Consider the following 11,342-nt stretch of genomic DNA (forward strand, 5'->3'; position numbering starts at 1 on the left):
TCAGGGGTTCTCGTAGGAGACCGTGAGCTCGCCGTCGTCGAGGTCCACGCGGATCACGGCGCCGTCGAGGATCTCTCCGGACAGCAGCGCGCGCCCGATGCGGGTCTCGACCTCACGGGCGATGAACCGGCGCAGCGGACGGGCGCCGTACACAGGATCGAAGCCCTGCCGTGCGATGAAGACGTCCGCCTCGGGCGTCACCTCCAGGGTCATCCGGCGATCCGCGAGGCGGGCCCGCAGATCGTTGAACATCAGCTCGACGATCCGCTCGATCTCCTGCTGCGTCAGCGGTCTGAACAACACGGTGTCGTCGACCCGGTTGAGGAACTCGGGCCGGAAGTGCGAGCGAAGCGCGTCCATGACGGCATCGCGCGCGTCCGGCTTGAGCTCGCCGTCCGAGGTGACCCCGACCAGCAGATAGTCCGAGCCGATGTTGGACGTCATGATCAGCACGGTGTTGCGGAAGTCCACAGTGCGGCCCTGGGCGTCGGTCAACCGGCCATCGTCGAGGACCTGCAGCAGCGTGTTGAAGACGTCGGTGTGCGCCTTCTCGATCTCGTCCAGCAGCACGACGGAGTACGGCTTACGCCGCACCGCCTCGGTGAGCTGGCCGCCCTCCTCGTACCCGATGTATCCGGGCGGGGCGCCGACCAGGCGGCTGACGGTGTGCCGCTCCTGGTACTCGCTCATGTCCAGCCGGATCATGTTCTCCTCAGTGTCGAACAGCGCCGCGGCGAGCGTCTTGGCCAGTTCGGTCTTCCCCACGCCGGTGGGGCCGAGGAAGATGAACGAGCCGATCGGGCGGCGGGGGTCCTTGATCCCGGCCCGGGCCCGGATGATCGCGTCGGTGACGAGCCGCACCGCCTCGTCCTGGCCGACGACGCGCTCGTGCAGCACCTCGTCGAGCCGGAGCAGCTTCTCCCGCTCGCCCTCCTCGAGACGGCTCACCGGGATCCCGGTCCAGCGGGACACGATCTCGGCGATCTCCTCCTCGGCCACGACCTCGCGCAGCAGCCGCCGCCCGCCCTGCTTCTCGGACAGCCGCTCCTCCTCGGCCTCCAGCCTGCGCTGCAGCTCCGGCAGCAGGCCGTGGCGCAACTCGGCGGCCCGGTTCAGGTCGTAGTTCCGTTCGGCCTGGTCGGCCTCACGGCGGACACGTTCGATCTCCTGGCGCAGGTCCTGCACCTTGCGCAGCGCCTGCCGCTCGGCCTCCCACTGGGCCCGCATCGCGTCGGCCTCGGCCCGCAGGTCGGCCAGCTCCTTGCGCAGGTCCTCCAGGCGCGCCCTGCTGGCCGGGTCGTCCTCCTTCGACAGTGCGGCCTCCTCGATCTCCAGGCGCATCACCCGCCGGGTGAGCTCGTCCAGCTCGGCCGGCATCGAGTCGATCTCCGTACGCAGCTTCGCGCACGCCTCGTCGACCAGGTCGATGGCCTTGTCCGGCAGGAACCGGTCGGAGATGTAGCGATGGCTGAGCGTCACCGCCGCGACGATCGCGGAATCCTGGATCTTCACGCCGTGGAAGACCTCCAGGCGCTCGCGCAGGCCACGGAGGATGGAGATGGCGTCCTCGACCGACGGCTCGTCGATCATCACCGGCTGGAATCGGCGTTCGAGCGCGGCGTCCTTCTCGATGTGCTTGCGGTACTCCTGCAGCGTGGTGGCGCCGATCATGTGCAGCTCGCCGCGGGCCAGCATCGGCTTGAGCATGTTGCCCGCGTCCATCGCGCCCTCGGCCGCGCCGGCACCGACGACGGTGTGCAGCTCGTCGACGAACAGCAGGATCCGGCCCTCGCCGGCCTTGACCTCGTTCAGCACCGCCTTGAGGCGTTCCTCGAACTCCCCGCGGTACTTCGCGCCCGCCACCAGCGAGCCCATGTCGAGAGCCCAGACGGTCTTGTCCCGCAGCCCTTCCGGCACGTCGCCCTGGTCGATGCGCTGGGCGAGGCCTTCCACGATCGCGGTCTTGCCGACACCCGGGTCGCCGACGAGCACCGGGTTGTTCTTGGTCTTGCGGGACAGGATCTGGATGACGCGGCGGATCTCGGTGTCCCGGCCGATGACCGGGTCGAGTTTCCCGGTCCGTGCCTCGGTGACCAGGTCCCGGCCGTACTTCTCCAGGGCCTCGTAGGCGGCCTCCGGCATCGACGAGGTCACCCGCTGGTTGCCGCGGACCTTCGTCAGCTCCTCGAGGAACCGGTTCCGCGTGACCCCCTGGACCAGCCCGTCCTCGATGAGGGCCAGCACGAGGTGCTCGACCGAGACGTACTCGTCCTTCAGCCGTTTCGCCTCGCGCTCGGCCGTGTCGAACAGCCGGGAGAGCCGTTGGGTCACGTACACCTGACCGGGCGCCGCGCCCGGGCCGGTGACCCGCGGGCGCCGCTCGAGCCGCGACTCGGTCTCCGCGCGCAGCAGGTCGGTGTTCACGCCGGCCCCCGCCAGCAGCCGGGGAGCCAGGCCCTCCGGCTGGTCGAGCAGGGCGAGCAGGAGGTGCTCGGCGTCGATCTCGGTGTGTCCGAAGCGCAGGGCCTTGGTCTGCGCGTCGTGCAGGGCTTCCTGGGACTTCTCGGTCAGTCGGTTCAGGTCCATGATCGGTCTCCGGGACGTGGACGGACGCGTCTTTGTGCGGCCTCGAGAGCGGCGATGCGGTCGAGCAGGTCGCACACGAGGCCGAGCGCGGCGTAGTTCAACGAGAAGTCGGCGCGGAGCCGCTGCACGCGGGCGAGGACCGCGAACTGGTCGCGGGCGAGCCACAGCGCGCCGGAGGCGTCCCGCTCGGCGTCGAGGATGCCCAGGACGACCAGGCGGCGGACCAGTTCCGGATGGACCCAGGCGGCCCGCGCGAACGTCTCCAGGTCGAACCGGACGGGTGGTACGGGCCGTGCCGGCCGGACGAGCGCGTATCTCATCACCGCCTCCTCGGGTCGAAGGACGACGTGGCGGCCAGCTCCTGGAAGAGGCGTTTCTCCTCCGGACTCAGCCGGTGCGGCACCTGGATCTGGACCTCGGCGAACAGGTCGCCGGGCCTGCCGCGCGGATTGGGCAGGCCGCGGCCGCGCAGCCGCAGCCGCCGCCCGCAGGACGTGCCCGCCGGCACCTTCACCTTCGCCTCGCCGGCCGGAGTGTCGACCGGGGCGGTGGTCCCGAGCGCGGCCTCCCACGGCGTCAGCGGAAGCCGTACGGTGACGTCGCGGCCGTCGACGCGATACCGCTCATGCGGCCGGAGCCGGACGACCAGGTACAGGTCGCCTCGCTGCCCGCCGTCCGAGCCGTGGCCGCCCTGACCGGCGAGCCGGATGCGCTGGCCGTCGGTGACCCCGGCGGGGATGTCGACGTCGATGGTCCGCGGGCCGTCGGGCCCGGAGATCGTGATCCTGTGGTGCCCGCCGTGGTACGCCTCTTCCACGGTGAGCTCCAGCTCGGCCTCCTGGTCGGCGCCCGGGATCGGCCCCCGGCCGAAACCGGCGCCGCCACGGCGGCGACCCCGCTCGGATCGGCGGCCGAAGATGCCGCCGAGCAGGTCCTCGATGTCGACCTCCTCGGCGCCGGCCCCGCCGAACTCCCCGAAACCGGTGTCGCCGAATCCTCCGGCCCCGGCACCCGCACGCGTCCGCCCCCCGGCGCCGGCGCGGGCCCACGTCTGCGGGTCGACGTCCGGCGGCACGCGCCGGAAGTCCTCGCCGAAGGCGTCGTAGCGCTTGCGCTGCTCCCGGTCGGACAGCACGGCGTACGCCTCGGACGCCTCCTTGAAGCGCTCCTCCGCGTCCGGGTCCTTGTTGACGTCGGGGTGGTATTTGCGGGCCAGCTTGCGGTACGCGCGCTGGATCTCGTCCTGGCTCGCCGTCCGCGGCACCCCGAGGACCTCGTAGAAGTCACGAGCCGGGGCCATCGGTCTGTGTTCCCTTCGACACCACGACCTGCGCCGGGCGCAACTGGCCGTCCCCGGAGCCGTACCCGGGGCGGGTCACCTGGACGACCGTCCCCTCCGGCACCTCCGCGTCGGGAACGGTGGCCACCGCCTCGTGCCGGGTCGGGTCGAACGGTCGCCCCACGTCGTCCTGCCGCGGGAAGCCGAGCCGGGTGAGCAGCTCCAGCGCTTGGTCGCGTACGGCCCGCACTCCCTCGAGGAGGACCGCGCAGTCGGCACCGCCGTGCTCGATCGCCCGTTCGAGGTTGTCCACGACGGGGAGCCACTCCGCGACGGTGCGGGCCCGTTCGGCGAAGCGCTGCCGCTCGGCGTCGCGGGCTGCCCGCTTGCGGTGGTTGTCGAGGTCGGCGAGGGCACGCTTCCAGCGGTCCTCCAGTTCCGCGATCTTCGTCGCCGAACCGGTCTCGTCCTCTTTCGGCTCTTCCGGCCGCATGTCACTCATCGGTCGTGAACTCCGCGTCGATCACGTCCTCGTCGCCCCCGGCGCCGGGACCACCCTCGGGGCCAGGTCCGCCGGATCCGCCGCGCCCGGACGGGCCCGCCCCGGCGGTCGCCGCGGTCAGGCCGTAGAAGACCTGCTGCAGCTCGGCGGCCAGGTTCCGGAGCCGCTCGACCGGCGCTTCCTCCTTGATCGCCTGGCGGGCGTCGCCGACGAGCATCTCGGCGCGCGCCTTCTCGTGCGCCGGCACGCCCTCCCCGAGCTCCTGCAACCGCTTTTCGACCTGGTAGGCGATGGAGTCGAGCTGGTTGCGGGCGTCGATCACCTCGCGCAGGCGCTCGTCCTCGGAGCGGTGCTGCTCGGCGTCCTTGATCATCCGCTCGATCTCGGACTGGTCGAGGTTGCTGGTCTCGCTGATCGTGACCTTCTGCTCGGCGCCGGTGTCCTTGTCCCGCGCGGAGACGTGGAGGATGCCGTTCGCGTCGATGTCGAAGGTCACCTCGATCTGCGGCACGCCGCGCGGGGCGGGGCGAATGTTCTCCAGCCGGAACCGTGCGAGGACCCGGTTGTCGGCGGCCCGCTCGCGTTCGCCCTGCAGGACGACGACGTCCACCGCGGTCTGGTTGTCCTCGGCGGTGCTGAAGACCTCCGTCCGGCGGGCCGGGATCGTCGTGTTCCGCTCGATGATCTTGGTCATGACGCCGCCGAGCGTCTCCAGGCCGAGCGAGAGTGGGGTGACGTCGAGCAGGACGACGTCCTCGACCTCGCCCTTGATGACGCCGGCCTGCGCCGCCGCGCCCAGCGCGACGACCTCGTCCGGGTTGACCGTCATGTTCGGATCCTTGCCGGCGGTCAGCCGGCGCACGAGGGCCTGGACGGCCGGGATACGCGTCGACCCGCCGACGAGGATCACCTCGTCGACGTCATTCGCGGTGACCTTCGCGTCCGCCATCGCCGTCTCCACGGGATCGGTGCAGCGCTCGATCAGGTCCCCGGTGATCTGCTCGAACGTCGAGCGCATCAGCGTCGTGTTCAGGTGCTTGGGCCCGGTCGCGTCCGCGGTGACGAACGGCAGGCTGATCGTCGTCTGCGTCACCGAGGACAACTCGACCTTCGCCTTCTCCGCCGCCTCGAACATGCGCTGCAGCGCCTGCGGGTCCTGTCGGAGGTCGATACCGTTGTCGCGCTGGAACTCGTCGGCGATGTGGTCGACGATCCGGCGGTCGAAGTCGTCCCCGCCGAGATGCCCGTCCCCGGCGGTCGCGAGGACCTCAACGACGCCCTCGCCGATGCTGAGCAGGCTCACGTCGAACGTGCCGCCACCGAGGTCGAAGATGAGCACCGTCTCGTTCGCGCCCTTGTCCAGGCCGTAGGCGAGCGCTGCCGCGGTGGGCTCGTTGATGATCCGCAGGACCTCCAGGCCGGCGATCTTCCCGGCGTCCCGCGTGGCCTGCCGTTGAGCGTCGTTGAAGTAGGCGGGGACCGTGATGACGGCTTCCGTCACCCGCTCCCCAAGGAACTTGCCGGCGTCGTCGGCGAGCTTGCGTAGCACCAGCGCGGAGATCTCCTCCGGCGCGTGCTGCTTGCCCCTGACGTTGAAACGGACCGCCCCATCCGGGCCGGCCACCACATCGAACGAGACCGCGTTGATCTCGCTCTTCACCTCGTCGTACCGCCGGCCGATGAAGCGTTTGGCCGAGTAGATGGTGCCCTTGGGGTTCAGGATCGCCTGCCGGCGGGCGAGCTGCCCGACGAGGCGCTCGCCCTGCTCGGTGAAGGCCACCACGGACGGCGTCGTGCGCGATCCCTCGCTGTTGGGGATCACGGTCGGGTGACCGTCCTCGGTGGTAGCGATCACGGAGTTCGTGGTTCCGAGATCGATTCCGACTGCCTTGGCCATGCTCTCCTCCTGGCCGGTCCGGCGGAGCCCCGGCTTTCGACGGAGAACAACATGACCGGCTTGGACGCTCGGAGCTCCTGCGTCAAGATGGCGCTACACCATCCAACGCTCGCCCATCGCGTGGCCGGTCGCATCCTCAGGCTTGGTAGACATGGCGGTCCGCGTCTCGGCGGTGGCGCAGGGTCTCCCGGGCCGTGCCGGGGGCGGGGATCGACGGACGAACTCCGCCCGGCGGGTGCTCGCTTGACATCCCCCGATCGTGTAATGCGTCGGGTGGTGTCGTGGTGGCCTACAGCAGCAGGTCGAACACGCGGGCGACGCGTTCCCACTGCTCGGTGTGCGGGTTCTTCAGCTTCGGATCGATCAGCTTGAACGCGCGGGCGAGCGCGACGGTCAGCCCTCCGGCGATCTCCGGCAGGCCGGCCTCGGTCTCGTCCGCGACCATCAGCTCGAACGGCGGGTGCTTGGCGAGCCGCTCGAGGAGCGACTCGAGCTCGATCTCCTCGTCGAGCTTGCGGAACTCGTGGATGCTCTCCTGCAAGCCCTTGGTCACGGGTAGATCGTGCGGCTGGATGATGTCGCGGGCGTTGGCCTTGGCGCGTGCCTGGCCGATGAGGAGCAGGTCGTAGATCTTGCCGTCGACGAAGTCGTCGTAGCGCTTGAGGTCGTCCTTGTCGACGTCCAGGCTCGCGGCGGCGCGGAAGAGGCGCTGAAACTTCGGTATGCCGGTCGGGGGCATGGGTACCACCTCCTGCCACCCAGCCTTGTCTCGGGACGGGCTCGCGGCATCCCACGACCGGACGGGGTATAAGCCACGCCGGCGGCACGGTCCGGGGCACAGCGGTCCTCGGCGCGCTTCCGCCGCCCGACGGGCGGGGTCAGCGCGCGTAGTACTCGACGACGAGCTGCTCGTCGCAGATGACCGGAATCTCCTTTCGGGCCGGCGGTCGTACGAGCTTTGCACGCAGATCCGGCAGCTCGACCCGCAGGTACGACGGGTGCGCCGCGGCGTGGGCGCCCGTCGCCGCGATCACGAACGGCGTCTTGGCCTTGCTACGGTCCGCGACCTCGACGACCTGGCCGGGGCGGAGCCGGTAGGCGGGCTTGTCGACCTTGCGGCCGTCGACGCGGATATGACCGTGGGTGACGGCCTGGCGCGCCTGATAGATCGTCGGCGCGAACCCGGCGCGGAGCACGACGGCGTCCAGGCGCGTCTCCATGTCCCGGACCAGCGTCTCGCCGGTCTTGCCCGGGCGCCGGGCGGCCTGCTTCACGGCACGTCGCAGCTGCCTCTCGCCAATGTTGTACTGCGCCCGCAGCCGCTGCTTCTCCAGCAGCCGCGTCTTGTAGTCGCTGGTTCTCGTCCGAGCACGGCCGTGTTGCCCGGGTGGGGTCGGCCGGTGTTCCATCAGCCGTGCCGCCTTCGGGGTCAGCGCCACGCCGAGGGCGCGGCTCAGCCGGGTCTTCGATCGTTCGGTCTTCATCGCTCTCACCTCCTTCTTTCGCATTCTCGGGGTTTCTCGGTGTCGTGACGTCCTTCCGGCGCGAGCAGGGACGTGTCGGGCGGCCCGGTGCATTCTCGGTCGTGCGAACGCACCGGGCCGTTGCGGCGTCGGCGGACGCCGGACGCCAGGGGACCTGCCGGGGAGGGGGAATGGGGAATTGGCCGACAGGTCCCCAGCCATGCCGCCGTGCGGGTACCGGGCAGGCCGCAGCGCGCGTGCCCCGGCGATGACCGAAGACGCCTGCGAAACTGCCTGCCGCGGGACGGAGCCCCTATCCTGACCGGGTGCCGGTCCGCCCAGAGCGGCGGGCGCCACGATCCGATGGCACGGCGGAATCCGTGCGGAGAGCCGGGGGCCGGGGGACGACCGCTCGTCCCGGCTAGGTCTGGTACAACAAGCCAGGACATCGGGCTGTTCCCGGGCCGTGGCCGGAGATGCGGCGTGGCGAGATGGGAACCGTCCGGTGTCACGGCGCGAGCGGGGCCGTAGGGAACCGCCGATCTGGTTGTCTACCCCGCAGGGCGGCGTCCTGTGGCCGCGAGTTTCCACGCGGGGGTGGAAAATGATCACCGTACCCACAGCATCGAGCGAGGACGCGCTGACCGCGGCGCGTCACCCGGATGGCGGTCCGGCCGTCGGCAAGGTGCTCACCCTGATGATCGTCACGACCGAGGCCGGCCAGTACGACGCGCTGCGGGCATCGGCCAAGGCGTCGAGGGAACATCCCAGCCGGATCACCGCGGTCATCCCGCGCGGCAGCGACGAGGCGACCCGGATGGACGCGGAGATCCACGTGGGCGATGCCGGGCCGGGCGAGACCTTGCTGTTGCGGTTGGACGGCCTGCTGGTGCGGCACGCCGAATCGGTGGTGCTGCCCCTGCTGGTGCTCGACACTCCGGTCGTCACCCGGTGGCCCGGGTTCGCTCCGGGGAGCGGCTCGTCACCGACGCCGCTGGGAACGCCGATCCTCTCGGCGCCCTCGAGCGGCTGGGTGAGGGATACATACCTGCCTGGGACACCGACCTGTCCTGGACGCGTCTCACCCCGTGGCGTTCGCTGCTGGCCGCCGCGCTCGACCGGCCCCACGACGAGGTCACCGGCACGGTGATCGAGGCGGAGCCGCGCAATCCCAGCGCCATGCTGCTGGGCGCGTGGCTGGCCGGACGCCTCGGCGTGTCGTGCGAGCTGTCGTTCTCGCGTGGGCCCGGATCACACTGTCCGGCTGCCCACGGAGTCCGGCCCGATCGCGGTGACGCGCCCGGATGGCAGGGTGGCGACCTTGTCGCGGCCCGGCGAGCCCGACCGGCAGGTGGTGCTGCGTCGGCGCCGTGAGGCCGAACTGATCGCCGAGGAACTGCGGCGCCTTGAACCGGATGATGTCTACCGCGAGGCCGTCAGGGGTGACCGCAGAGCGTCATCGTCCGCGGTCCCCTGAGCATGATCTGAGATGAACCCGAAGGTTGCGATGACCATGCTGGTCGACGTCGCGGTCGAGCGCTACAGGTTCGTGTGCGGGCGCTGCGGCCGCGCCTGGACCGCCAACGACGACGTGCAGTACGTGAGCGATGACGTCGGCGCGGTATTCGCGTTCTACCGGCTGGACGGCGTGCCGGTGCAGCCGCCCACCGGGGGCGAGGTCACCTGCCCGAACTGCGGCGCCATGGGGGTCGCCGTGATCCCCGAGGGGCATCGCGACAGCCCGCCCGCGCGGCTGGACAGCGACGAGCCCCGCCTTCGCGTGACCACCACCGACGAACAGCGCCGCGCGTCCGCCCCCCCCCACCTGCCGGCCGTCGTGAGCCGGACATAGGGGTCTGGCCCGGTGCCGGGGCGGCCTGGTCGCGGCCGGCGGGCCGGGCGTGCCCCGCCGGTCATTCGACGTCGCGGATGTCGCGGACGTCGGGATCGTCGAGGTCGAGCCAGCGGTCCACGGCCCGCATGACCTCCGCGCTGATCCTGCCCTTGTGGTACAGCCGCCGGAGTCTCTCGCGTTGCGTCCGCACCAGTTCGCGGCGCAGGCCGACGGCGTCGGTGACCTCCTCTACCTCCTCGTCGAGCTCGGCCCGGATTCGGTCGATCCGGTCCTCATAGATCTGGCGGTAGGCCCGGGCGGTGCGCTCGTCCACCGCACCGGCTTCGATGAGCTCGTCGAGCCGCGCCAGCGCGGTCTCCAGCATCTCCCGGCGGGCATCGAGCGTCTGGATCCGGACGCGGTCCGACTCGGCGAGGCCGAGCCGGCGCAGCAGAGCTGGCAACGTCATGGACTGTCCGATCAGGGTGATGAACACGATCGCGGCAGCCACGGAGATCTGCTCGCTGCGGATCTCCGGCGGCAGATCGCGCGCGGCCGTCGGCAGGGACAGCACGATCGCCAGGGTGGTGGCGCCGCGCATGCCGCTCCACCCGATGACGAGCCGCTCGCGCCACGGCAGGTGGTCGAAGGCGAAGTGCCGCCCCGGCAGGTACCGCGAGAGCGGGAACACGAGCAGCGTCCACACCAGCCGCAGGACCACGACGACGGCCGAGACCACCATCGTGCCGATGACGGTCCGTGACCAGGGCAGGCCGGCCAGCTCACGGAACAGCGCGCGGGTCTGCAGGCCCAGCAGTACGAACAGGGCCGACTCCAGCATGAACACCAGCACTCGCCAGAACACCTGTCCGGTCAGCCGGGACGCGGGCTGCAGCATGCCCTCGCCGCGGGTGCCGAGGTAGAAGCCCGCGGCGACGGTGGCGAGGACCCCGGACAGGCCAAGCCGGTCGGCCGGGACGAACGCAAGGTACGGCGTCAGCAATGACATGATGATCTGGCTGCCGGCATCGCGGATCCGGCGGCGGACACGGGCGCTGACGAGGCCCACCACGAGGCCGTACGCGATGCCGCCGACGACCACCTCGGCCAGACGGACGGCACCGTGGCCGAAGGAGAACGGCCCCCTCAGCGCTTCGACGGCGAGCCCGAACGCGGTCAGCGCGACGCCATCGTTGATGAGGCTCTCACCCTCGACGATGGTCACGATTCGGATCGGCGTGGCCAGCCGTTTCATGATCGAGGTCGCCGCGACCGGGTCGGTCGGAGCGACGGCGGCGCCGAGGGCGATGGCCGCCGCCCAGCCCATCGCGGGCATCGTCCACCACGCCGCCGACCCGGCGGCGACGGTGGTCACCAGCGTCAGCCCGACGGCGAGCGTGATGATCGGCACCGCGTCCGCCTTCGCCTCCCTCGGCGCGGTGAAGAACGCCGCATGGTAGACGAGCGGTGGCAGGAAACCGAGCAGCACGAGCTGCGCCGGGAGCCGGGTCTCGGGCATGCCGGGCAGGAAGCCGACCGCAGCGCCGAGGATCACCAGCAGGATGGCCTCGGGAATCCCCGCCCGGGCGGACAGCGTGCGGGAGAGCAGCACCACCACCGCGATGGCAAGGCCGACGACGAACAGGGACGCGGGGCTCATGGTCGCGGTCCTTCCCCGGAGAGCGGTCGTTCGAGCCTTGGCGGCGGGCGGCGGGCGGCGGGCGGCGGGCGGCGGGCGGCGGCGCGCAGGTCCGGGCATCGCGTCGTGACCGCGGAACGCG

The 11,342-nt window shown here is 71.0% G+C and carries 10 protein-coding genes and 1 pseudogene; 3 read left to right on the forward strand and 8 right to left on the reverse strand.

Translation table 11 applies throughout. The features are described 5' to 3' along the window. From clpB to rpsD, 7 genes are all read right to left on the reverse strand, one after another. A complete protein-coding gene (gene clpB / locus NE236_RS24600) occupies positions 1–2,586 on the reverse strand; it encodes an ATP-dependent chaperone ClpB (RefSeq protein WP_252844475.1) in 2,586 nt (861 codons plus the stop codon). After that, complete coding sequence (locus tag NE236_RS24605; RefSeq protein WP_252844476.1) at positions 2,577–2,906, reverse strand: chaperone modulator CbpM; 330 nt, start codon at positions 2,904–2,906, stop codon at positions 2,577–2,579. The genes clpB and NE236_RS24605 overlap by 10 nt, the downstream gene beginning before the upstream one ends. After that, entirely contained in the window at positions 2,906–3,886 is a 981-nt protein-coding gene (locus NE236_RS24610) for a DnaJ C-terminal domain-containing protein (RefSeq protein WP_252844477.1), read from the reverse strand. Before NE236_RS24610 ends, NE236_RS24605 begins: the two co-directional genes overlap by 1 nt. Further along, positions 3,870–4,367, reverse strand: coding sequence for a nucleotide exchange factor GrpE (locus tag NE236_RS24615; RefSeq protein WP_252844478.1), 498 nt, complete (start codon positions 4,365–4,367; stop codon positions 3,870–3,872). Before NE236_RS24615 ends, NE236_RS24610 begins: the two co-directional genes overlap by 17 nt. Beyond that, positions 4,360–6,264 (reverse strand): molecular chaperone DnaK, encoded by a 1,905-nt coding sequence (gene dnaK, locus NE236_RS24620; protein ID WP_252844479.1) that lies wholly within the window; start codon positions 6,262–6,264, stop codon positions 4,360–4,362. Before dnaK ends, NE236_RS24615 begins: the two co-directional genes overlap by 8 nt. Positions 6,265–6,553: 289 nt before the next feature. Next, positions 6,554–7,003: a DUF1931 family protein gene (locus tag NE236_RS24625; protein ID WP_252844480.1), complete on the reverse strand. Its 450-nt coding sequence runs from the start codon at positions 7,001–7,003 to the stop codon at positions 6,554–6,556. A gap of 139 nt (positions 7,004–7,142) precedes the next feature. Beyond that, on the reverse strand, positions 7,143–7,748 hold the full coding sequence (gene rpsD, locus NE236_RS24630; RefSeq protein WP_252844481.1) for a 30S ribosomal protein S4: 606 nt from the start codon (positions 7,746–7,748) through the stop codon (positions 7,143–7,145). A gap of 583 nt (positions 7,749–8,331) precedes the next feature. Here rpsD and NE236_RS45170 point away from each other — a divergent pair. The 3 genes and pseudogenes from NE236_RS45170 (at position 8,332) to NE236_RS24640 (ending at position 9,579) form a co-directional block, all read left to right on the forward strand. Beyond that, positions 8,332–8,877, forward strand: coding sequence for a glucose-6-phosphate dehydrogenase assembly protein OpcA (locus NE236_RS45170; protein WP_372494432.1), 546 nt, complete (start codon positions 8,332–8,334; stop codon positions 8,875–8,877). Beyond that, positions 8,829–9,204: pseudogene (locus NE236_RS45175) on the forward strand (OpcA/G6PD domain-containing protein). Before NE236_RS45170 ends, NE236_RS45175 begins: the two are co-directional and overlap by 49 nt. 12 nt (positions 9,205–9,216) lie before the next feature. Next, on the forward strand, positions 9,217–9,579 hold the full coding sequence (locus tag NE236_RS24640) for a hypothetical protein (protein WP_252844482.1): 363 nt from the start codon (positions 9,217–9,219) through the stop codon (positions 9,577–9,579). A 61-nt stretch (positions 9,580–9,640) separates the two neighbouring features. Here the strand turns inward: NE236_RS24640 and NE236_RS24645 are convergent. After that, the coding region (locus NE236_RS24645) for a Na+/H+ antiporter (RefSeq protein WP_308209152.1) at positions 9,641–11,342 on the reverse strand (1,702 nt) is incomplete at its 5' end.

Origin of the sequence: Actinoallomurus purpureus (assembly GCF_024055795.1) — a bacterium.
GTDB lineage: Bacteria > Actinomycetota > Actinomycetes > Streptosporangiales > Streptosporangiaceae > Actinoallomurus > Actinoallomurus purpureus.

Bases quoted from the DNA above. Each gene is read 5' to 3' on its own strand.
- NE236_RS24640 (WP_252844482.1), top strand. From the start codon at position 9,217: ATGAACCCGAAGGTTGCGATGACCATGCTGGTCGACGTCGCGGTCGAG.
- NE236_RS45170 (WP_372494432.1), top strand. From the start codon at position 8,332: ATGATCACCGTACCCACAGCATCGAGCGAGGACGCGCTGACCGCGGCG.
- NE236_RS24610 (WP_252844477.1), bottom strand. From the start codon at position 3,886: ATGGCCCCGGCTCGTGACTTCTACGAGGTCCTCGGGGTGCCGCGGACG.
- NE236_RS24615 (WP_252844478.1), bottom strand. From the start codon at position 4,367: ATGAGTGACATGCGGCCGGAAGAGCCGAAAGAGGACGAGACCGGTTCG.
- dnaK (WP_252844479.1), bottom strand. From the start codon at position 6,264: ATGGCCAAGGCAGTCGGAATCGATCTCGGAACCACGAACTCCGTGATC.
- rpsD (WP_252844481.1), bottom strand. From the start codon at position 7,748: ATGAAGACCGAACGATCGAAGACCCGGCTGAGCCGCGCCCTCGGCGTG.
- clpB (WP_252844475.1), bottom strand. From the start codon at position 2,586: ATGGACCTGAACCGACTGACCGAGAAGTCCCAGGAAGCCCTGCACGAC.
- NE236_RS24605 (WP_252844476.1), bottom strand. From the start codon at position 2,906: ATGAGATACGCGCTCGTCCGGCCGGCACGGCCCGTACCACCCGTCCGG.
- NE236_RS24625 (WP_252844480.1), bottom strand. From the start codon at position 7,003: ATGCCCCCGACCGGCATACCGAAGTTTCAGCGCCTCTTCCGCGCCGCC.